25 protein-coding genes are annotated in these 22823 nt (G+C 36.3%); 22 read left to right on the top strand and 3 right to left on the bottom strand.

The window, feature by feature from the left end; genetic code table 11:
* The first annotated feature begins 1 nt into the window (after position 1).
* The 10 genes from MHH51_RS12910 to MHH51_RS12865 all read left to right on the top strand — a co-directional run bounded on the left by MHH51_RS12910 (position 2) and on the right by MHH51_RS12865 (position 8788).
* Positions 2 to 1621, top strand: coding sequence for an ABC transporter substrate-binding protein (locus tag MHH51_RS12910; RefSeq protein WP_246145128.1), 1620 nt, complete (start codon positions 2 to 4; stop codon positions 1619 to 1621).
* A gap of 74 nt (positions 1622 to 1695) precedes the next feature.
* Positions 1696 to 2643: an ABC transporter permease gene (locus tag MHH51_RS12905; protein ID WP_147210500.1), complete on the top strand. Its 948-nt coding sequence runs from the start codon at positions 1696 to 1698 to the stop codon at positions 2641 to 2643.
* 19 nt (positions 2644 to 2662) lie between these two features.
* Complete coding sequence (locus tag MHH51_RS12900) at positions 2663 to 3556, top strand: ABC transporter permease (RefSeq protein ID WP_339282263.1); 894 nt, start codon at positions 2663 to 2665, stop codon at positions 3554 to 3556.
* Between the two features lie 17 nt (positions 3557 to 3573).
* Complete coding sequence (locus MHH51_RS12895) at positions 3574 to 4398, top strand: alpha/beta hydrolase (RefSeq protein WP_147210502.1); 825 nt, start codon at positions 3574 to 3576, stop codon at positions 4396 to 4398.
* Between the two features lie 207 nt (positions 4399 to 4605).
* Positions 4606 to 5742 (top strand): metalloregulator ArsR/SmtB family transcription factor, encoded by a 1137-nt coding sequence (locus MHH51_RS12890; protein WP_339282262.1) that lies wholly within the window; start codon positions 4606 to 4608, stop codon positions 5740 to 5742.
* Positions 5743 to 5758: 16 nt separating this feature from the next.
* Positions 5759 to 6142 carry a VOC family protein gene (locus MHH51_RS12885; RefSeq protein WP_339282261.1) on the top strand — a complete coding sequence of 128 codons (384 nt, stop codon included), beginning with the start codon at positions 5759 to 5761 and terminating at the stop codon, positions 6140 to 6142.
* Positions 6143 to 6154: 12 nt separating this feature from the next.
* Positions 6155 to 6649 carry a GNAT family N-acetyltransferase gene (locus MHH51_RS12880; protein ID WP_147210555.1) on the top strand — a complete coding sequence of 165 codons (495 nt, stop codon included), beginning with the start codon at positions 6155 to 6157 and terminating at the stop codon, positions 6647 to 6649.
* A gap of 274 nt (positions 6650 to 6923) precedes the next feature.
* The gene (locus MHH51_RS12875; RefSeq protein ID WP_339282260.1) at positions 6924 to 7481 is read left to right on the top strand and encodes an isochorismatase family protein; all 558 of its coding nucleotides are present in this window, start codon (positions 6924 to 6926) and stop codon (positions 7479 to 7481) included.
* 323 nt (positions 7482 to 7804) lie between these two features.
* On the top strand, positions 7805 to 8113 hold the full coding sequence (locus tag MHH51_RS12870) for a tetratricopeptide repeat protein (protein WP_339282259.1): 309 nt from the start codon (positions 7805 to 7807) through the stop codon (positions 8111 to 8113).
* 12 nt (positions 8114 to 8125) lie between these two features.
* Positions 8126 to 8788: a tetratricopeptide repeat protein gene (locus MHH51_RS12865; protein WP_339282258.1), complete on the top strand. Its 663-nt coding sequence runs from the start codon at positions 8126 to 8128 to the stop codon at positions 8786 to 8788.
* A 43-nt stretch (positions 8789 to 8831) separates the two neighbouring features.
* Here MHH51_RS12865 and MHH51_RS12860 read toward each other — a convergent pair whose 3' ends face one another.
* Entirely contained in the window at positions 8832 to 9320 is a 489-nt protein-coding gene (locus MHH51_RS12860; RefSeq protein ID WP_339282257.1) for an 8-oxo-dGTP diphosphatase, read from the bottom strand.
* 227 nt (positions 9321 to 9547) lie between these two features.
* On the opposite strand from MHH51_RS12860, the gene MHH51_RS12855 reads away from it, so the two are divergent.
* The 9 genes from MHH51_RS12855 to MHH51_RS12815 all read left to right on the top strand — a co-directional run bounded on the left by MHH51_RS12855 (position 9548) and on the right by MHH51_RS12815 (position 17177).
* Positions 9548 to 9976 (top strand): GNAT family N-acetyltransferase, encoded by a 429-nt coding sequence (locus MHH51_RS12855; RefSeq protein WP_339286310.1) that lies wholly within the window; start codon positions 9548 to 9550, stop codon positions 9974 to 9976.
* A gap of 32 nt (positions 9977 to 10008) precedes the next feature.
* On the top strand, positions 10009 to 10734 hold the full coding sequence (locus tag MHH51_RS12850) for a hypothetical protein (protein ID WP_339282256.1): 726 nt from the start codon (positions 10009 to 10011) through the stop codon (positions 10732 to 10734).
* A gap of 115 nt (positions 10735 to 10849) precedes the next feature.
* Positions 10850 to 11662 (top strand): prolyl oligopeptidase family serine peptidase, encoded by an 813-nt coding sequence (locus MHH51_RS12845; RefSeq protein ID WP_147210504.1) that lies wholly within the window; start codon positions 10850 to 10852, stop codon positions 11660 to 11662.
* A gap of 55 nt (positions 11663 to 11717) precedes the next feature.
* A complete protein-coding gene (locus MHH51_RS12840) occupies positions 11718 to 13175 on the top strand; it encodes a PLP-dependent aminotransferase family protein (protein WP_339282255.1) in 1458 nt (485 codons plus the stop codon).
* Between the two features lie 152 nt (positions 13176 to 13327).
* Positions 13328 to 13750 carry a YfmQ family protein gene (locus MHH51_RS12835; protein WP_147210506.1) on the top strand — a complete coding sequence of 141 codons (423 nt, stop codon included), beginning with the start codon at positions 13328 to 13330 and terminating at the stop codon, positions 13748 to 13750.
* Between the two features lie 84 nt (positions 13751 to 13834).
* Positions 13835 to 14023 (top strand): BshB3 potential contributor to bacillithiol synthesis, encoded by a 189-nt coding sequence (locus MHH51_RS12830; protein WP_147210507.1) that lies wholly within the window; start codon positions 13835 to 13837, stop codon positions 14021 to 14023.
* 203 nt (positions 14024 to 14226) lie between these two features.
* Positions 14227 to 15201 (top strand): D-cysteine desulfhydrase family protein, encoded by a 975-nt coding sequence (locus MHH51_RS12825; protein WP_147210508.1) that lies wholly within the window; start codon positions 14227 to 14229, stop codon positions 15199 to 15201.
* Between the two features lie 233 nt (positions 15202 to 15434).
* On the top strand, positions 15435 to 16352 hold the full coding sequence (locus tag MHH51_RS12820; RefSeq protein WP_339282254.1) for a DNA-3-methyladenine glycosylase: 918 nt from the start codon (positions 15435 to 15437) through the stop codon (positions 16350 to 16352).
* Between the two features lie 84 nt (positions 16353 to 16436).
* Positions 16437 to 17177, top strand: coding sequence for an alpha/beta hydrolase (locus MHH51_RS12815; RefSeq protein ID WP_339282253.1), 741 nt, complete (start codon positions 16437 to 16439; stop codon positions 17175 to 17177).
* A gap of 95 nt (positions 17178 to 17272) precedes the next feature.
* Here the strand turns inward: MHH51_RS12815 and MHH51_RS12810 are convergent, their stop codons facing one another.
* Positions 17273 to 17734 carry a hypothetical protein gene (locus tag MHH51_RS12810; RefSeq protein ID WP_246145130.1) on the bottom strand — a complete coding sequence of 154 codons (462 nt, stop codon included), beginning with the start codon at positions 17732 to 17734 and terminating at the stop codon, positions 17273 to 17275.
* Between the two features lie 310 nt (positions 17735 to 18044).
* On the opposite strand from MHH51_RS12810, the gene MHH51_RS12805 reads away from it, so the two are divergent.
* Positions 18045 to 18989 (top strand): threo-3-hydroxy-L-aspartate ammonia-lyase, encoded by a 945-nt coding sequence (locus MHH51_RS12805; protein ID WP_156987494.1) that lies wholly within the window; start codon positions 18045 to 18047, stop codon positions 18987 to 18989.
* Positions 18952 to 19791: a TatD family hydrolase gene (locus MHH51_RS12800; protein WP_339282252.1), complete on the top strand. Its 840-nt coding sequence runs from the start codon at positions 18952 to 18954 to the stop codon at positions 19789 to 19791. Before MHH51_RS12805 ends, MHH51_RS12800 begins: the two co-directional genes overlap by 38 nt.
* Positions 19792 to 19850: 59 nt before the next feature.
* Here MHH51_RS12800 and MHH51_RS12795 read toward each other — a convergent pair whose 3' ends face one another.
* Entirely contained in the window at positions 19851 to 21137 is a 1287-nt protein-coding gene (locus tag MHH51_RS12795) for an N-acetylmuramoyl-L-alanine amidase (protein ID WP_339282251.1), read from the bottom strand.
* A gap of 371 nt (positions 21138 to 21508) precedes the next feature.
* Between MHH51_RS12795 and MHH51_RS12790 the strand changes: the two genes are divergently transcribed.
* Positions 21509 to 22735, top strand: a complete 1227-nt coding sequence (locus MHH51_RS12790) for an MFS transporter (protein WP_147210513.1) — start codon at positions 21509 to 21511, stop codon at positions 22733 to 22735.
* Positions 22736 to 22823: the final 88 nt, after the last annotated feature.

Below are 22823 nucleotides of genomic sequence, written 5' to 3'. Positions count from 1 at the left end.
AGTGAATAAAAAGATTATTGTTATTACAATTATTGGAATAATCGGAATGTTATTTATGAATGCCTGTTCTTACGGAGCTGATAATACTTCAACTGCTAACAACGATAAGGAAGAAGATGTACAAAAGGGCGGAAAAGTATCGATACCTATAGTTGCGGATCCAACTTTTAATCCTTGGCATCCTAATGCATACGCTGAGTCAAATGTAGTAAATAGAGTATTATTTTCAAGCTTGACTAAGCCTGGTAAAGATCTTGCTCCTTCTCCAGATTTAGCTGAAGAGTGGGAAGTCTCAGATGATGAATTAGAGTGGACTTTTTTCTTACGGGATGATGTATTGTGGCACGATGGAGAGAAGTTTACAGCAGATGATGTAGCATATACTTTTAATGAAATTGTTCTGAATGAAGAGTTAGGAGCGAATAACTCTTCTTATTTCGGACAACTGAATGAGGTAGAGATCGTAGATGAGTATACTGTGAAATTTGTATTAGAAAGTCCTGTCGCTGCTCTTCCTGCATATTTAGGTTTTAATACGGAAATCCTTCCAAAACATATATTTGAAGGAGAAGACCCTTGGGATTTGACCTCTTTTAATAAAGAAAATCCTATAGGAACGGGTGCTTTCAAATTAAAAAATTATAATTCCGGGCAAAGTGTCGTTTTGGAAAGAAATGAGGATTACTACGGAGAAACTGCACTGCTGGATGAAGTGGAATATAAAGTACTTGGAGATGCTAATACGCATGTTGCCCAGATTTTGACTGGAGAATTATCGATTTTTGCTTTAGATGATTTAGCGGCTATTGAAAAAATAGAAAATGCCGATGGAGTAGATGTTTATGCCCGGGATACGACAAGATTTTTTTGGCTAATTTTAAATCAGGAAATAGAGAAATATCAGAATAAGGAAGTTAGACAAGCAATACTCCATGCGATTGACCGGCAAACTATTATTGATACCGTTTTAAAAGGCTATGCAACAATAGCTGATTCCGGCATTGCGCCAGCATTGCAGCAATATTATACAGAAGATGTTACCAGAATCGAGTATGATCCAGATCTAGCTAAAGAACTATTAAAGGAAGCCGGATGGGAGGATTCTGATGGAGATGGAATCTTAGATAAAGATGGAGAACCATTTACAATTGATTTCGAAATAGGAATTCAGGGCGATTTGGAAGCAGTCTCTCAAATGGTACAGCAATATTTGGAGGAAATAGGAATAAAAGTGAATTTAAATGCAATGGAATGGAATACAATGATTCAGCAGGTTGTAGTTGAGAGAGATTATGAGATGACTTTAAACTGGTGGAGATACCCTGCTGATCCTGATTTATCTGCTTATATGCACTCCAAAAATGTAAACGGGAATAATATACCTGGATATAAAAATGAGGAGTTAGATAAACTGCTGGATGCAGGCGCACAAACCAGTGATATAGAAGAACGGCAAGATATATATATTGAAGCACAGCAATTAATGGCTGAAGAGTTACCGTATTTATTTTTATGGTATCCACAAGAGGCTCAGGTACGCATTGACAAATTAAAAGGAGTTCCAGACTTATCTTTTGGAGATGCTCTTCATTATATTAATGAATGGTATTTAGAAGAATAAAATTATATATAGAAGTGCGCTGTAGGGCGCACTTCTATATATTCATAACGTCCCAATGTCAGGAGGGAGTTTTATTGCTGAAATTTCTAATAAATAGATTCGGACAAAGTATTATTTTATTATTAATTGTTACTGTTATTACATTTTTTCTTATTAATCTAGCTCCTGGTGGCCCATCAAGTACGATGAGAATGGATGCTTCTCCAGAGGAAAGACAGGCTATGGTAGAGAAGTTAGGATTGGACCAGCCTGTTATTGTCAGGTATGCAAGTTGGTTGAAAGGAGCATTTTCTGGCGATTTAGGCACTTCATTCACTTCTAATGAACCTGTTGTTCAAAGAATCGCAGAAAGACTGCCATATACTATTGAGCTGACATTTTTTACTATTATTATATCTATTATTATTGGTATTCCAGTTGGTATACTATCTGCAATAAAAAGAGGAAGTGTACCAGACCATATTATTAACTTTTTTAGCGTAGTCGGTCTCTCTGTTCCAGCTTTCTGGTTAGGGTTAATGTTGATTCTATTATTTTCAATCAATTTGGGCTGGCTGCCCTCTTCAGGAGTAGGTGCAAGAGGAACAGACTTTGATTTATGGGGATGGATTTCACATTTAATTATGCCGGTTCTCATCCTGACAACTACCATTTTACCGAATATAGTCAGATTTACCCGCTCCTCTATGCTGGAGGTTATTTCCCAAAACTATATCCGGACAATTCGTGCTAAGGGAGCCAAGGAATCGATTGTAATCTATATTCACGCTCTAAGAAATGCTTTAATTCCAATTATTACGATTATCGGTGTGTTAATTCCAAGACTTTTAAGTGGTGCTGTAATTACAGAAGCTATATTTGGCTGGACGGGTATTGGTACACTGATTCTAGAAGCTGCCAGAGGAAGAGATTATCCGCTGGTCATGGGCATTACAATTGTAATTACTATTGTTGTTATCTTATGTAATCTAATAGTAGATATTGTTTATTCACGTGTTGATCCAAGGGTGAAAAATGTATAAACAGGCAGGAGGCAGCAAGATGAATGCATCTACTAATATAAATGTTAAGAAAAAAGATATTCTTAAAAAAAGAAGCAGGAAAAATATTCTGCTTCAAAGATTAAGTAGAAATAAAATAGCTTATGTATCTCTTTGTTTTTTGATTTTAGTTCATATTATTGTTTTTATTGGTCCTCTTGTATGGAAAGTAAGTCCAACAGGATTACAGGATGCAGGTGCTTTGGCAAATTGGTCACTACAGCACCCAATGGGAACCGATGATTTAGGACGAGATGTGTTCTCAAGGATGCTATATGGTGGCAGAATTACTTTAATAGTAGGATTAGCTGCTATGCTATTTGCTTTACTGATTGGTACTATAATAGGAGCCTGCGCGGGCTTTTTCAGAGGATACGTTGAAACAGTCCTGATGAGATTTGCAGAGGCAATGATGGCTATTCCGAATTTCTTTTTTGTACTGGTAGCATTAACAGTACTAGGAACCAGCCCTGTTATGGTAGTTATTGTTATTGCATTATCAGGCTGGATGGAGATAGCGCGGGTAGTTTATGGAGAGACATTAAAATGGAAGGAATATGAATTTGTAGAAGCTGCAAATGCTTCAGGAGCTACTTCTATCAGGATTCTTACGAAGTACATTATTCCACAAATTATACCTTCTATTATCGTTTCAGGAACTTTAACCATTGCAGCGGCCATTTTAACTGAAAGTGCAATAAGTTATCTGGGAATGGGAATACAGCCACCTACACCAACCTGGGGAAATATGCTTCAGGATTCACAACAATATATTTGGACTGCACCTATTTTAGGTGTTTTACCCGGAGCAGCTATAACAATAGTAGTGTTAGCATATAACTTTTTAGGTGATGGGCTTAGGGATGCACTAGATCCAAGATTTGTGAAAAAATAAAAACGGAGTGAATAGATATGTATATAACCATTAATGATAATCAATTATATTATGAGGTTCATGGAAATGAAGAAGGGGAAACAATATTTTTTATACATGGGGCACCAGGGCTGAGTGACTGCCGGGGCGATATAAAATCTTTTTCTGCTTTGGGTGACAAGTATCGTTTAGTTTTTCTGGATATGAGAGGGTCTGGACGTTCTGAAAATAATCCGCCTTTTACGCATGAACAATGGACTGCTGATATAGAAGAATTAAGAAAGCATTTAGTTGGTGGACCAATAATTATATTAGGTGGTTCCTATGGCGGTTTTCTCACTCTTGAGTATGTATTAAGATACCCAGAAAATGTTACACATGTATTACTTAGAGACACCTCAGCAAATAATGAATTTGATCATTTATCAATTGATAAAGCCTTAGAGAGCAATTTACCGGGAATTACAGAAGACGGTATAAACAGGTTATTTAAGGGTGAAGTAGGATCAAACGAAGAATTAAAGGAGATGTTTGCTGCTATCCAGCCGTTATATACAGTAAAATATGATGAACAAGCAGTTCAACAAAGGCTAAATTCTATTTACTATCGTTATGAGACACATAATTTTGCTTTTAAATATAATAAACCAAAATTTAATCTTGTTCCCAGTCTTCAAAATATTAAAGTACCTACATTAGTAACTGTTGGCAGGCACGATTGGATTACTCCTGTTGAAAGCTCAGAATTAATTGCGAAGAATATCCCGAATGCGCAGCTGGTTATTTTTGAAAACAGCGGTCATTCTCCACAACAGGAAGAGAATAAAAAATTCATTCAGCTTATAAGAGATTTCCTTGTTTAGATATATAAATGTTAGATTATATAGAGACTCCCAAAAGTACATGCGCTATTAGTATGTACTTTTTACATGTTTGGAAAACACAAAACATTAAAGCAGCGTGTATAAGAATGCTATAGAGAATAGTATCTAACCGTATATCTGTTGACGATATGAAAACCTTATATTAATATATTCAATATACGAATATAAGGTGAGGGAGGTAATGATTTGGAAAGACATTTACTTATACCAGCTTTTCCTAAGACAGAGCTAAATGCAGTCAATTCCTTAGCAATAAATCTTTTTACAAATATTCAGCTGGTTGATTACTATTTAAATGGCTCTTCTAAGCAAAATGATTGGATAAGAAATTTTTCAGCTGATTTATCGGAAACTTCTAAAAAAGACTTGAAATTACTAAGAACGGTGTTTGCCCATAGCGTGATTTTAAGAGATTTTTATATTAAAAAGAATTCTGATTTAACCGGGAATTGGGATTTATTTATCCAGTGGTGGGAGCAGCTTGATGAGGCCGATATACTGGCGCTTGTTATCTATGGAATTAGAGAAACAATGGACTATTACCATAAATACATACCCCGTATGCTGGCTGTAGAAGAAGTGATGCAGGAGGTTCGTCTGGAAGAAGAGTCATTATTTCAAGACTCTGATATGCGCAGACAAGCTGTGAAAGCAGTATTACTTAGCTGGTCTGTTCCTATCGAAAAAATAAATAAATTAGCAGAGCATTACGATAATCTATCTTTTATTAAAGAAAGTATTATCAGATTGCTCAGAACATTTTGGAATTCAGGAGTAAACCAACAGTGGCAAAGTAACCAAAGAGCTCTGGTAACATGGGTTAGGCAGCACGAAACTTTGTTGAAAAAATCCTACCCTACAAACGGAGCAGCAATTTTTGAAATAACCGGCCTATATCCAGACACCAGTGAATTAGAGAAAATAAACAGAGCGGAATACCTAACCTTTATACCTTCCTCCAATCTGGAGAGATTACTGACTTTTACCCGGTTCGATAAGCATATTTATCTTATGTTTGATCCAAAAGTAGAAGCTGGTAGAAATAAAGAAAAGCTGTCAGGTTATTCTTCTGCTTTTGAAGGGTTAGGGGATATAACAAGGCTGCAAATCATTGATTTATTAGCTGAGAATAAAGAAATGTTCGCTCAACAGATTATCCAACAACTGAATTTGAAGCAAAGCACCGTTTCACGCCATTTAAACCAGCTGCAGCAAGCAAATCTAGTGACGGTACATCAGGAAGGAAATACAAAGTATTTTTCTATAAATGAAGATGAACTGAAAAAAGTAGCAGCGACCTTAAATTCATTTTTAAAGGTTTAGAAAGAGAGGGAGAAGGATGACAGCATTTCAAATCGAAAAGTTAAATACAATTGTTGTACCAGTAAAGCATTTAAATAGATCGATCGACTTTTATAAGAATGTATTACATTTAGAGCAGACATTTACCGACGAAAGTATGGCTTTCTTTTTGGTTAGAGCGTCTGAAGAAAAAACGACTATACTATTACATTTAATTGATGAGCCTGAACCGGTGGAAAAAGGAGTTGTTATTGAATTTCTGGTCAATGATGTTACTTCAGCTATTTCATCGATGAAAAGGAAACATACAGAAGTCATTCAAGAACCTGTTAATAGACCTTGGGGTGTGAAAGAAGCAGTCATTTCTGATCCTGATGGATACAGAATTTGGATTGTAGAAAATTTAACCCATGTAAAATAGCGAGGAGTGATGATGGAAGTGAAAATTGAAAAAGCAGCTACAGAGCATGCAAAGGAAATTGCTGCAATTTGTTCCTCTGGATGGAGACAGACAGTAGCAGGGAAGTTCAGTCAGGATTATCAGGATAAGAATGTCACAAAATGGTATACTCCGGAACGCATTAAGCAGGATATAGAAATAGGCTCCTATACCCATACTGCCATTATTGATTCAAAGGTGGCAGGCGTCATTGGCGGTAAGGTCATGGACTCTGGTGTAAGCAGGCTTTTCGTATTATATGTTGATGAAAAATATCGGTATCAGGGAATAGGGAAACAATTATTAGAAATATTTACAAAGGAACACAAAGAGCAAGGCGCAACAGAGCAGTGGGTGTCTGTGCAGGACGATAATCAAAGGGGGATTCCATTCTATGAGGCAAGAGGATTTATGTTGCGTGAAAAAAGAAACGGGATGACGGATACTGGCGAAGCTTTTGTGAATTTGCAGTATTCAAGGAGCATTTAGTTTTATTCTTAACTTTCCGATCCAAGTAGTATTTTTCTTCCTTTATGCTTCGAAATTAATATGTAAAAATTGAATCTTTTGTAATATAGAAAAGAAAATCTATTTTTTTATGGTAAAATAAAGCTACCTTAAAGAAAGCAATTCAATAAGGAATATAATTGGAGGAGGCGTTTTATATGATAAATAAAAATAGAATGACAGTAAAACACAGAAAAGGGAGAACGCTTAACTAACCAGTTATATCGTGTTTCCCTAAATTGGAAGGGGAATAAATTTGAATCAAGTTCTATTAATTATTGATGCACAACAGGATTTAATGGATGGAAATCCTGAGAGGAGCGCAGTGTTTCAAAAAACACAGCTTATTTCTAATATTAATCTGGTAATTGAAAAAGCGGGAAAAGCATCTGTTCCAGTTGTATTTGTCAGAGATTTAGATGTTAATGAAGGTAAAGGAAGCGGGTTTGAAATTCATCAGGAAATTAATGTTCCGACAGCAGCAGAAATTTTTGATAAATCTGCTACAAATGCTTTTTACGGAACAGGTCTTGCAGAATATTTAAAGCTTCATCAAATAAAACATATTGTCATGATGGGCTGTGAAACACAGCATTGCGTAGACAGTGCTGTCCGAACAGCGACTATTAACGGATTTGACGTCACATTAGTCGGGGACGGCCACTCGACGCTGGGTAATGATGTCTTAAGCCAGCAGCAGATTATAAAGCATCATAACCATACACTTCATGGGCATTATAATGTAGATCATTTTTCAATTGTGAGAAATGCAACGGAAGATTTGTTTTGTCCAGCCCATGATACCTATAGGTAGATAATAGTAAAAGCAGTACAGTTTGTGCTGCTTTTACTATTGTAGAGATTGCTTTCTAAGGGTGATTATGTATTTAACAAAAATTATTTCTTAAGCATACGGTCTTAAATCTGACTTCCTGTTATATTCCATTTGTACTATAATAAATTTATTGGTTAAAAGAAAAATTTGGTAGATGTGGAGGAAAGTATGGATAAAAGAAGAATTATTATTTTTTTGGTATTATTTTTATTAATTGCAGGATGTAGTCCTCAAAAGAATCGGATACAACTGAACCATCATCCTCTAAAGCTTCCGATGAAAAGTCGGATACGAAAGAAGATGTGAAAGAAAAAGACTTAGGTGAAGAAGAAGAAAATCAATCATCGGAAGGCAGCAACCCATATCTGTTAACAATTAAGCTGCGGGCTCTTTATTCAGCTGGAGATTTTGAACAAGCTTTAGAACTAGTTGAAGAAGGCTTGCAGGAGTATCCTGAAGAGGCGGTGCTTTATAATGAAAAGGGTTATATACTTAATGAACTTGGAGATTTTGAAGGAGCCAGAGAAAATTTAGAAAAAGCAGTCGGTCTTGATGATCAGTTGGAAGAAGAATATAGTAATCTGGCTTTTGCTTTAATTGATTTGGAATAATATGAGGAGGAAATGGAAGCCGTAACAAAAGCTATAGAACTTAAACCAGATGCACCCGAACAATATGTAGCCTTGGGGAATGCACTTGTTATGCTGGATAGAGATGAAGAAGCTCTGGAATACTTTGACAAGGCGTTAGAAATTGATCCGAAATTAGACTACGCTTTATATGGTAAGGGAGGAGCCTTATTCTACCTGGAAGAATATGAGGAAAGTATTACTTATCTTGAAACGTATCTGGAATTGGAGCCAACAGATGTTGATGTGCTGGATGCACTTGTTTATGCTTATGAGATGACAGGCGATTATGAGGAAACTATAAAATATAACGACATTGTAATAGAAATTGATGAGGATGAAAATCTTATTTACAATATCGATTATAAGGGGATCCTTTTAACAGAAAACGGGCAATTGGATGAGGCTGAACAGCTTTACGAGAAAATGCTTGAGGAGCATCCTTTAGAGAAAGGTATAGCATACTATGGATTAAGTTTCATACATATCTATCGTGGAGAGATTGATGAAGGTTTAGATCAGCTGGAAGACGCAGCAGCAGAAGACCCGAACTTAATTGATTATGCAGCTTCTGACCCAATGTTTGAAGAAGTTTATGATAATGAAAGATTTATTGAACTGGTTGGAGCTGATGAGGATTCTTTTAATGGCCTATAAGTAAGAAAAGGGTAAAATGATTGCTATCTATTAAAATATCATTTTACCCTTTTCCCAGTTCAGGTTTCTTTAATAAATACTTCTCCTGGAGCGTTTTTTCTGCATCCCAGACAGTGTGAATTTCAAATGTGCCAGGTTTAAAAAATAAATCAAATCGAAGTTTGATATCTTTTTGCATCGGCAGATTTTTGGCTTCGTTAATATCAATCCAATGCAGTGTGCCTTCTGGAGGATTTTCCAATAATTCTCCTTTAAAATCCTTTGTCCAGTAGTTCATCATAATATAACGGTCTTTTGCAGCTGTATTAACAAATTCGGAAATCCCTTTAAAGACCAAGTTTGTTACTTCTAATCCAGTTTCTTCTTTTACTTCCCGGATGGCTCCGTCAACAAAACTCTCTGGGAAATCTACTTTTCCTCCTGGCGGGATAAACCCTTTGAAGTTATCATGCTGTCTATTCAGCAGTAGTACTTTATCTTTATGTTGAACCATTACAACAGTCCAGAATTTATATGTAATATCTTGTTGCATGATACACCTCCAATAGAATGTTTTTATGTATAATAAGCAATAGTAGCATTGCATAAAATGATTATCAATTAGAAAAATGAATTTTGAAGGAGGAAGAAATGATGATAGATATATTGTTGGTTCCTCATCATTTAAAGTATGCAAAACAAATTTCCACTTTATCCTCTCATCCTCAAGTCAAAAATGCACTCTGTCTTCTATGTGAGCATGTTACATGAAAAGGGACAATCGATTTTATTCATTTTATTGTCCAAGAAGAAAAAAAGAAAAAACAACTTTCGAGAGTAATACTAAATGAAAATAAAATAATAATAGGAGTTATAACACTAAAAGAAATCGATTTGAAAAAGAGAACAAGCCATATTGGAACATGGATAGGGTATCCGTACCGGGGTAAAGGTTATAATCAATTGGCGAAAGAAAAAATGTTATACAAGGCATTTACAGAATTAGATTTAGAATATGTATTTGCGGGAGCAAAGATATCAAATATCCGTTCTCAAAAAGCACAAGAAAGGATTCCGTATATAACAATTGATGTTAAAAGGGAGTTCCCTGAAGAACAGCGGAAATTGGAATCTCAAGTGCAAGAGGCATGTGTTTTGAATGTAATTGAAAAGAATATTTTTCTTGATTGGTATAATAATAGCAATTAACAATATGAATCACTGTTTTAAAGGAGCGGCTTATGTTAGATCAATACTTACAATATATAGAACAATTACCTGATTCCAGAGAATTAAGACGTGATGATCTGATTAATCCTGATTTTCTTATAGAAAAAGAAAATAATTTGCAAATGTATTATTCACCTCATAATGAATATATAAATTATCAAGCAAAGATTGTGATTGTTGGAATTGCTCCTGGGTGGACACAGATGAAGAGGGCATTTGAGACTTTTGTTGCTTTGAAAGCAGCAGGAAACCTGAATGTAGATCGAATTCTTGAAGAAGCGAAAAAGGAAGCAAGTTTTTCGGGTACAATGAGGTTGAATTTAATACATATGTTAGATGAAATCAAACTTCATGATGCCCTTGGATTGCCTGGTACATCATGCATATTTGAAGATAGCCGATCATTATTACATACAACATCAATGATTAAGCATCCGGTTTTTTACAAAGATAAAAATTATACTGGTCACCAACCTAAAATTAATAACAGCCCGCTTCTTTCTAAATATGCATATGACAGGTTTGTTGATGAAATTAATTCGTTACCTTCATCCTCACTATTAATTCCTTTAGGTAAAACAGTAGATTCCATTATAGATGAATTAAAGCAGGAGGAAAAAATTAATCAGGTTTGCCTGAAAGGTTTTCCTCATCCATCAGGAGCGAATGGACATAGAATGAAGGAATTTAATAAACAAAAAGATAACCTGAGCGAAATGATTGAATATTGGAAGTAGAATAAAGTGAGATGTAGTTATGATACAATGTGGCTGTGATAAACTTGAATGGGTGAATACTTTATTATAAGAATTGAATAAAAAAAGTAGTTTTAGTTAATAGGAGGCTTAAATTATGACAAAAATAATTATAGACGATAGTATAATAAATGAAATACCTGTATTAAGTATATATCCAGAAAAAATAGTCAAAGCCCCATTAGTTTTTTATATTCATGGTTATGGTGCTGATAGAGAACAAGCATTAGACTATGGATATATGCTTGCTAAAAAAAGTTTTTATTATGTGAGTATAGATTGTAAAGACCATGGTAAGAGAAAAAAAGCCAATAAAAACAGTAAGTTTTCTTCCGTGTTCCCTCTGGATACTGGGTTGGATACATATGTCCATATGCATGAAATTATTGAGCAGGCAGGTATTGATATACAATATTTAATTGATTATTTTAAAAATAAGGAACAAATTGATGCTGATAGAATCGGAGTATCAGGGTTCTCCATGGGAGGATACGCTTCATTTTATGTAGCTGCAAATAATCCCGCTATTAAGGCTGCAGTGCCAGTGGCCGGTAAACCCGCTTTTGAGAAGGCATGGGAAGATAGCATTGCATCAACTGCTACTTATGAACAATGGAAGATACCGCTTCAAGACGTAAAAAGCGAAATAAAAGAACGTACGGAATTTTTCCGGAAGATAGATCCATTTGAAAAATTCAGTAATTTTTCCCCCAAGCCCTTATTAATTATTAATGGTGATCAAGACATGGATTCTATTTTTATCTACTCGTTGGAGCTTTATAAGAAGCTATTGCCACTTTACTCTGAACATCCAGATAAACTCCAGCTTAGTATGCCTTTTATTAACCACCAATTTGATTATAATATGAAACTAAAAGCAAGCAATTGGTTTAAAAAATATCTTGGTTAGTATTTGATTGAGGATACAAGCAAATTTAAATCTACAACACAATCGAGGAATTCATATGAACTTTAAATTGGACCGTTCAGCAAAATCTCCATTATATCAACAAATAGCAGCATATATCGAAAACGGAATTTCTACAGGTGAGTTTTCTCCGGACACTGCGTTGCCTTCAGAACGTCAGCTGGCGAAAGAACTACAGGTTAATCGTAGTACAGTAGTTGCCGCTTATGATGAGCTGCAATCGATAGGAATTGTTGAAAGAAAAAAAGGCAGCGGAACACATATCAGTACAGATATTTGGGGGATTTCCGATAAAAGAATCCCTAACTGGGGAAGGTATGTGGAGGATGGTTCGTTTCTTCCTAATTTGCCATTAGTTCAAAAAATACGGACAGAAACCCAAAATAATGACATGATAAATATGGCAAGCGGGGAATTAGCAGCTGACTTGTTCCCTGCAGAGCAGTTCCATTCTATTTTTAAAGAGAAGCCATTTACAGAGCATCTGGGCTATGATCACCCTCAAGGAAATATTAATTTGAGGGAAACCATTTCCAATCATCTCTATGCATATAAAAGAATCTCTAACGATGCAGAATCTATTCTGATCACATCCGGTGCGCAGCAGGCACTTCACTTAATCGTACAATGTTTACTGAAGCCGGGAGATGCAGTAGCGATAGAGGACCCGTCTTATGCTTATTCATTGCCTTTATTTAAATCAGCAGGTTTACGTACCTATTTATTAAAAAGCGATGAACACGGAATCAACCCGGAGGATATAATTGAATTGCATAAAAAGCACCGTATACGGATGGTATTTATCAATCCTGATTTTCAAAATCCGACTGGTGTGCAGATGCCGTTAAGCAGAAGAAAAAGAATATTAGAGATTTCATCTGATTATGGTATTCCTATTGTAGAGGATGACCCGTACAGTATTACGGCGTTTAATGGAAATGTAGCATCTTCTTTAAAGCGGATGGATAATAACGGAAATGTATTATATATCAGTTCCTTATCCAAAATTGTCGCCTCTGGATTACGGATCGGCTGGATTGTTGGTCCGGAAAAAGTAATCCAGCGTTTAGCTGATGCCAAACAGCAGATTGATTTCGGACACAGTATTTTTCCGCAGTGGGTGGCAAATGAATTTATTGGTTCTCCGCAATTTGATGAGCATATTCATAGGGTTAGACAGCAGCTGGAAGTACGCAGAAAACAATTATCAAAAGCGCTTATTCATTTTTTTGGAGATAAGGTGGAGTTTATCGAACCAAATGGCGGGATTCATTTATGGTGTAAACTGAAAGAACCTGTCGATGAATTTCAATTGCTGAATGAATCTATGAAAAGAGGACTTGCTTTTGTTCCCGGATCTATTTTTGGTGAGAGCAAAGGGTTCGTTCGTTTCACTTATGGCAGAAGTAATCCTTCAGATATTTGGAAGGGGATATCTAGACTTTCTGAAGCTCTTCAGCATTTGCATAAAAGTAACCCATCTATTAATAACTAAAGTGGATGGGTTATTTTTATGCGAATTGGATGGTATCATTATTCAAATATACGCTACAATGAAAGTTAGGATAAAATTGAAATTTATTAGCAAGTAACGCTGTCTTCTATTAAAGCAGGAAATGCAGCTTATTAGGGAGTTGGAATTTAGAAATGACATGGACCTTTGTATTAATCACGATAGCAGGAATTATAGTGAAATTTTTAACCAGCCCACCGAGTGCTTTGGTCGGATGGTTCTTAAATAAATTTGAGTTACATCCAAAAATTGATGTATCAAACAGTACTGTACTATTCGATGGAGAATACTTGGATGAAGACGAAAAAAGCAGATTTATAGATTCTTTTAATAAAGCTCAATTTTTAAACAAGAATCATATCTTTCCTGGCAAGGAAGAGTTATTTCTCCATCCTGAAACAAATATTACACCATATATTGTTCATTTTAAAAAGAAGAATAAAGAAATGACATTCCATGTTTTCAACTATGAAAATCATGTTGATGTAGTGAAACAATGGAAGAAAAAAATGGCTTCCTACACCCTTGATTCTGAGTATCTGCAAAGGAAGCTTTGACAGACAGCAAGCCGCGCAATGCCTGAGGCTGTGTGAATGAAGCTGTATGAACCATTTAATTTTTTGAAAGGTGGGGAAGGAAGCATGATGAACATCCTTATCATAGTGGTTATTGTTGTATGTATTCTTGCATTGATTGGAACGCTTCTTATCACAAGAATGCTTGATGACAATTACGAACGTAAGAAAAGCTTCTCAAGTCTCTCTTATATTTATTTTCTTGGTTTGCCTGCGATTATTTTAGCTTCGGTTCTTATATGGGTTTTTATCTAGTATCTTACTTAAAGTTTTAGATTGGATGTATACGCAGCAATAGAACTTCTATTATATAGGAAGTTCTATTGCTGTTTTTTGATTTTTAAATAAAATTATCCCGGTGCTGAAATAATAAAATCAATCTATCTAACAGTTGCTTATGTAAGTGATTATTCGCTATCATAAAGGAATAAACAGAATGAAAGTGAGAGGAATAAAAAATGCGTAAACTAAATATTGCTAACCTGGATACACCAATTAAAAAACTGGAAAAACTGAGCGATAAGCTGGGGAAAAATATCTTTATGAAGCGCGATGATTTTACGGGTATTGAAGTCTCAGGCAACAAAGTAAGAAAGCTGGAGTATATTATTGCCTATGCGCTGGATAATGGCTACGATACCATTATTACAACAGGTGCTATTCAATCAAATCATGCCCGGGCGACTGCTGCTGTCTGTGCGATGATGAATTTAGAGTGCCACCTGGTACTTAGAGGTGAAGTAAAAGAATATGAAGGAAATTTATTCCAGGATGATATGCTTGGAGCAAATGTAAATATTATTCCTCCCAGCGCATCAAGGGAAGATGCGATGGAGGAGCTGAAGCAAAAGCTGGAATCTCAAAAGAAAAAAGTATTGATTATTCCGGTTGGTGCATCAAATGCAATCGGGTCTTACGGTTATATTAATTGCTACAACGAAATTATAAAGCAGGAAGTAGAGATGGGTATTCATTTTGATTCTATCAACCTTGCAATCGGATCTGGCGGAACATATGCAGGACTCTGGTATGCAAATGAAGAAGCCGATACCAGAAAGAAAATCATTGGCTATTCTGTTGACCAGATAGCAGAAGTGTTCAAAGAAGATGTGATGAAAATTGTAATTGATCTGGAAGACACTGACCATCATTTTGATTCTATTTCCATTAATGACAGCTATATTGGACTTGGCTACGGTCAAGCAACAGATGAAGAACTGGCATTTTATATGGACGTTGCTAAAAGCGAGGGAATTATTCTTGACCCAGTTTATACAGGAAAAGCTTTTAAAGGATTAGTAACCGAAATAAAAAATGGGAATTATGATGATCAAGAAAATATTCTATTCATTCATACCGGAGGACAGCAAGGATATACAAAAGAGATGAGAGAGAGAATGAAGGATGTTTTAAGAAAGAATGACAGGGCGTAATTTTTATTTGCAGAAAGCTATGATAGTGCACGTATAAGCCTCCACTTAAAAAGACAAGGGGATATTGTGAAAACAGTATTTCTTTGTCTTTTTACATAAATGTGATGAAGACATTGTTACCTGGAAGATTCGGTGAATTACAGAGGTTATATCACTTGGTGTACAATAGAGAAAAGGATGTTGAAACGAACAGACAGAATATTTTGCAGGTCTTAAAGATGGGGGGAAATAAATTGAGAATTTGGAAAGAAAATAAACATTGCATTTTAATCAAAACACCTGAACTATTTGATTTTAAGACAAATTTAAATTATTTACGGAGAGACCCCAATGAATGCATGTATGAGATAGAAGAAGATAGAATTACACGTGTGATTGAAATAAATCATCTGCGTACGTTGGTACGTATAAGTGAAGCAGACAGTGAATATTTGGCTGTGGAGTTTTTAGCCGGGGGGAAGCTGGAATCAATGGAAGACAAGAAAGCAATAGTACGCTATGTTGAAGAGTGGTTTGATTTTGAAACCGATCTTATACCCTTTTATAAAATGGGAAGCAAGGATCCATTGCTTGAGCAGGCTATTGAAAGATTTTATGGCCTCAGAATTATAGGATTACACGATTTATTTGAAGCCCTGTGCTGGGGAATTTTGGGGCAACAGATTAATCTGACATTTGCGTATACGTTAAAACGTCAATTTGTTGAAAAATTTGGTGAGACCTTGGAATATGAAGGGAAAATTTATTGGGTTTTCCCTTCATTTGATAAAATTTCTGGATTAAGTCCTGAAGATATGTCTGACATTAAAATGACAAAAAAGAAAAGGGAATATATTATCGGTATCGCTGAGCTGATGGCAAAGGGAGATTTGACAAAAGAAAAATTGCTGTATTTAGATGAGTTGAAGCAAGCCGAAAGAGAGTTGACCCAAATTAGGGGGATCGGTCCATGGACTGCTAATTATGTGTTAATGCGCTGTCTGCGCTATCCGGATGCTTTTCCTATTGATGATGCAGGGTTGATCAATGCTATTAAACTGGTCACGGAAATGGAGCGGAAACCAACAAAAGAAGAGATTAGAGAATTGACATCAGAATGGAAGAACTGGGAGTCCTATGCTACATTTTATTTATGGAGAATGTTGTATTAATTGTATTAAACAGTATAAGTTCATCGATCCGTAGAGCAGGAATAATTTAGATGCGTAAATTAAATCATGAAGGGGCAAATTTAGATGGGGAAAATAGTTCGACCTAAACCTTTCTTCTTAAAAGGCGGCGAAAGAGCTGTTTTGTTATTACATTCATTTACCAGCAGTACAGTCGATATGAAGAAACTGGGCAGATTTCTGAATCAGGAAAATTACACTTGCTTTGCACCATTATATAAAGGCCACGGATTATCTGCAGAACAATTAATTCTTACGGGTCCTGATGATTGGTGTGGAAGCGTCGAAGCAGGGTATCATTTTTTAAAGAATGAAGGCTATCAGAATATCGCTGTCATTGGAATATCGTTAGGCGGAATTTTAGCTTTAAATACAGGACAAAAATGGAACGTTAACGGTATTGTTACAATGTCAGCTCCATATCAAAGAGAGGTAAATGCATTAAAACGCCGTGTCCAAAGGTATGCGCGAACGTATAAACAACTGGAAGGAAAATCAGAACAGCAGATTTCTTATGAATTAAATAACTTAGAAGAGAATTCATTAAACAGTTTAATAAAATTTGAGAAACATATTGATTTAACCATGGAAGAGCTATCAAAAATTGATAAACCAATAAGTATTTATTATGGGGAACTGGATGAGCCTTTGTATAAAGAAAGTGCAGATTATATCTATCGAAATGTGTCTTCTGAAAATAAAATTTTGAAAAGATATTCCAATTCCAGACATATAATGCTGGCGGATAAGGATCAGGAACAAATTCAAGCTGATATTTTATCGTTTTTGAATAATTTACAATGGTGATTTATGATAGAAAACTATTAGTGGAATTCTCCTTTCTAAATAGAAAGTGGAAATAAATCTATCAAGAACAGACGAGCTAATTTTCCTGGTAAAGATTATATTATTTTTCCTTTTTTCTTAACATCTGCATCCAGACCTGCTCCAATCGCTACTCCAATACCTAAGCCAATCGGCAATCCTAATGAAAGATTATCGAATAATAGTCCAAAAATAAGACCTATGCTTAACCCCAAAGACATATAAATGCTCAAATAATAATCCTTTGAGACTAACTTATGCTCTTTCAGAAGATGAGAACTAATAGATTCAAGCTTCTGACTGTGCTGCTTAAAATCCGTTTTGGTAAGTTGATCAGTTTTATCTGCCAGTTCTGTTATATGTTTTTCTAAATCGATAAAATCCTGGTAACATTTTTCACATTCGGACGAAAGTATATTTAGTCTTTTTACCAGCCGGTTACATTTATCCAATTCAAGTTTTCTGGAAGTCTTCTCTCCTAGGCTGTTTCTTAAATCCTCAATCTTAGTGGTAAGCTTATCATCCCGTGGACTTACCATAATAGGTAACCTCCTTCTTATTTTGCATAAATTTTAAATAAGAAATCCTCAGATATTTTAAGCTGGCCTTTCGATTACAGAAGTACATTATTTTATATAATTATATTCAAAGGAAGTAAATGATGCAAATTTGTTTTAAAATTTTGATTATATATGAATTATAATTTTTTAATACAAGAAACAAGTGATAGAATAGATTTCATCTAGAGAAATTATTTTTTGAAAGAGAGATAAAATAAAGCATGTGGAAAGCTGGGGAAATGATTTAGAGCTTTTGATAAATATAAGTTAAAAAGGAGAGAAATCAATAATGTATGAAAAAATAGTAGAAGCAGCCAAACGGATAGAAGGTATTGCGCATAAAACGCCGGTTCTAACTTCCGCACTCCTGAATGAATTAACCGAAAATCAAATTTTTCTTAAATGTGAAAATTTCCAGCGGATGGGTGCATTTAAATTCCGTGGTGCTTATAATACGATCAGCTCCCTTTCTGAAGAAGAGAAGAGTAAGGGTGTCATTGCCTATTCTTCAGGGAATCATGCAATGGCCACTGCTTTGACCTGTAAAATACTTGATATACCTGCTACTGTCGTCATGCCAGAGGATGCTCCACAGGTAAAAACGGCAGCTGTCAGAGACTACGGTGCGACTATCGTAACATATAATCGCCGGACAGAATCACGGGAGGAAATAGCTCAAGGAATGATAGATGAATTTGGCTATACGTTAATCCGGCCATTTGATGCAGAATCCATTATAGCTGGACAGGGGACAGTTGCTAAAGAGCTCATAGAAGAGGTGGGCGAACTGGATTATCTGCTGGTCCCTTGCGGTGGCGGTGGACTGTTAAGCGGTTGCGCAATTACCACAAAATATCTGTTACCTGAAAGTAAGGTGATCGGGGTTGAACCTGTGGTATCAGATGATGCCACAAGGTCATTCAGGGCAGGAGAATTACGATCCATTGCGAATCCAAACTCCATAGCTGACGGATTAAACTCACCTTCATTAGGAAAAATAACCTTTCCTTTCATTAAGGAAAATGTTGATGATTTTATAACCGTTTCCGAAGAGGAGATAAAAGCTGCGATGTACTTTCTTTGGACCCGGTTAAAAATTGTTGTTGAACCATCTGGAGCTGTCGCTTTAGCAGCATATAAGAAGCTTCCTGTTAAAGGGAAAAGAGTGGGTGTTGTTTTAAGCGGAGGAAATGTTGATGTCAGGAAGGCCGGAGATTTATTCAAAGATATTTGATTGCGAGGTGTGCTGGATGATTGATGCACATATTCATTTGGATTGGTATCAGACGGATGAGCAGCAGCTGTTAATGGATACGCTTAAAGTAGATGGAATGATAGCTGTTTCCAGTGATTTTGAGAGCTGTCAAAGGGTGTGGCAATTAGTACAAATATACCCGTTTGTTTATCCAGCTTTTGGATGGCATCCAGAACAGAATCTGCCATCTGTGCGGGAAATCGACAATATTATACAAACGATTGATCAAAGATTTCAAGATATTGCTGCTATTGGGGAAGTGGGACTTCCATATTATAAAAAGCGTAAAGAAGCATCACTGGATGTTACTCCTTATCACGCGATACTGGAACGATTCGTACAAGCTGCCAAAAAATATGATTTGCCAATCGTATTACATGCTGTGTATGAAGATGCAGCTGTTGTCTGTGATCTCCTTGAAAAATATGAGGTTAAAAAAGCTCATTTCCATTGGTTTAAAGGTGATAAAGCTACCATTGAACGTATGATAAACAATCAGTATATGATTTCTATAACACCTGATTGCTGGTATGAAGAAGAGACCCAGTCAATCATTAAACAATATCCGTTAGAGCTTGTCATGGCAGAAACAGACGGACCTTGGCGATTTGAAGGACCTTTTCAAAATCAGATGACACATCCAAATATGATTATGGAAGTTATAAAGAAAATAGCTGAAATAAAGCAGCTGTCTTTTGATAAAGTTCGACAACAGATTAGCGCTAATACGACTAATTTCTATCGCTTAAAACGATTTAATAATCTAAATATGCAAGGGTAAAATTGCATGCTGAAGAAAAGTGCGCTTTTCCTGCACTTTTCTTCAGCATGCTTTCATATTTAATTGAAATACGCTTCCAATCCTTCCACAATACCATTGGTCGCATTTTCCTGATAACTATCCGTTTGAACAAGCTTCTGTTCGTCTGGATTGCTGATGAAGCCAAGCTCAATTAATATAGCAGGGTGTTTATTTTCTTTCAACACTTGAAAACCTGCCTGTTTTGCCCCGCGGTCAATGAGATTAACATGATTCATTAGCGATGATTGAACGAAATTGGCAAGACTGCTAGCTTCGTTGTAAAAGGTTTCGATTCCACGTGCAGACTGATCTTTTGATGAATTATAGTGCAGGCTGATAAACGCGTCTGCATCTGTAGAATTACTAATCACAGCTCGTTGTCCTAAGGAAATATACGTATCATCTGTCCGGGTAAACGTTACAGAAGCCCCTTTATTATGCAATTTTTGTTCTAATCTTTTCGCTGAGATTAGTGTTAACGTTTTTTCATATATTTCTGATCCAATCGCACCTGGGTCTTTTCCACCGTGTCCCGGGTCAATAACAAAATGGTAACCGGCTAAAGGAGCTTCACTGCTTTGCTCTGCTTGAACCACTTGTTTTTCTTCCTGAGATTCGGCAGCATCAGTAGCTGTTTCCTCATCTTTTTGGTCAGATTCTGATTCTGCCTCTTCTATTTCGCTTTCTTCTGGTATTTGCTGTGAATCAGTCTTTTCCGTTTCCTCTGATACCTCAACATCTGTTGAGTCGTTCACTTCATCAAGTAAATATAATGCAATCCATACTTCTTCATCATTATAATAAGTCTGACCCCAGCCGTAAGATTCTTGAAAGATAGTAATCTGGCTGCCATTACTTAATGCAGTAATAATCGTTGCATTTTTATCAGGAGCACTGCGTAAATTTACAGCAGATGCGTTAATGCGGTACAATTTTCCATTTTCTATAGCTTTATTTGTTTCAGTGCTTGTTTCTGAAGCGGATACAGCTTCATTATTTTGTTCGTCTGTATCCTGCTGTTCTACTTCTTGATTTTCTTCCATATTATTTATGTCATTATTTACTTCTGTAAGCTGATTTAGAGCAACCCAAGCTGGTTCTCCGTTATAAAATGTTTTACCCCAGCCATATGAATCTTCAAAAATAGTGACCTTATAGTCTTTTTCTAATTCGCCAAGAACAGCTGCGTCTTTACCAGGCTCATTCATTAACTCTATTTTCTCAGAATCTACCTTATACGTTTTTCCATTGTCTGCATGAACTGTTGGTAAAAGAACAAATAGGCAGATAAGAAAAGCAATGCCTATCGTTATGTTGTACTTCATATTGGATATACCTCCAATTAATAGTTTGTTATATTGACAGGCTTGCCAATAAATTCTATTAATATACATTTCATGCAAATTTGTTAGAATTTTAGTTTTAGAGTTGGGAACTTTAATTGTACTGGCGAGGAGATTTCAAGAAAATAGTATATTGTTCATAATGAAGAACAGCAGGGGGATACGAAAAGAGAAGAATATATGAAGGAGGGTTAAATAAATATACTAATGAAGAGAATAGACTCTATTAATGATATAAAATTCGCATCTTGACAATGGAATATACAATACCATAACATATATTGTATTGTTTAAAAATTTTCCGTACCCTTTTCTATGATAAGGGATACGGTTAGTGGAAAAGAAGGTATTGGATGGAGGAAAATAGAGGTAAAGTAAAAAACATCGGGGGCAAGGAAGTAGTCTCCAATAAGAGAATGCTATATTTAATTGCTATTATTGTTATCGGATTTAATTTGAGACCGGCAATTACTTCCGTTGGACCGCTATTAGGAACGATCCGGGATCAGATTGGTCTGGAAAATTGGAGCGCAGGAACGATTACCAGTTTACCGCTGATAGCATTTGCCATTGTATCACCGCTTGCTCCGAAACTTGGCAGACGGCTGGAAAATGAAAAAGCTGTCTTGCTGGGTCTTATACTCCTGTTTGCCGGAATCGGGGTCAGGTCGATCCCGTATACGCCAACGTTATTTATTGGCACAGCCATTATTGGAGTTGGCATCGCAGTGATGAACGTCCTGCTGCCGGCAGTTATTAAGGAAAAATTCCCGAATAAAGTCGGCCGGATGACCAGTGTGTATTCTACATCTATGGCAATATTTGCAGCTACTGCTTCAGGGCTTTCTGTCCCGCTTGCAAAAGATGCAGGCCTGGGCTGGGAATTAGCCTTACTATCTTGGGCACTGCTGGCTGTAGTAGGAATAGTTATCTGGGTTTTTGTTGTCAGACAAAATCCTGTGCCTAAAGAGGAACAAGTACAGTTAAGCAGTAAACCCTTTGATGACAGCAGCCTATGGAAATCTCCATTAGCCTGGCAGGTCACCTTATTTATGGGTCTGCAATCATTTATATTCTATGTAATGGTGTCGTGGCTGCCGGAAATAATGCAAAGCTTTGGATTTTCTGTTTCAGCTGCCGGATGGATAATCGCTTATGTACAGTTTGTCGGATTGCCATCAACCTTCTTGGCACCGGTGTTGGCAGAAAAATTCTCCAATCAGCAGGGAATCGTGCTTGCAATTGGCGGTGGAGCAACAATTGGATTTATCGGTCTTTTAATCGGCGGGCCGCTGCCGTTAATTTTCGTCTGGGTAACACTGATTGGGGTTACTTTTGGTGGTGCCATCAGTCTGTCTCTGGCTATGCTTGGTATGCGTGCACGTAATGGACAGCAGGCAGGTGCTCTGTCTGGAATGGCACAATCTGTCGGATATATTTTTGCTGCCATCGGACCGTTATTTATCGGTTTGTTATTTGATATTACGCATGCCTGGAGCGCGCCGATTATGGCTATTATTGCAGTTTGTTTATTGATGACGATAGCAGGGCTGGGTGCTGGAAGGAATAAGTATGTGTGATTGACTGTTACTTCTCGGGATATGCCGAAAGCTATTTTCAAATATAGAATGAGTTTGTTATTACTATAATGAATCAAAAATGATGAAA

It is taken from the genome of Oceanobacillus sp. FSL K6-3682, from assembly GCF_037976165.1.
Lineage (GTDB): Bacteria > Bacillota > Bacilli > Bacillales > Amphibacillaceae > Oceanobacillus > Oceanobacillus sojae.
This window is presented reverse-complemented; position numbering and strand designations above follow the sequence as displayed.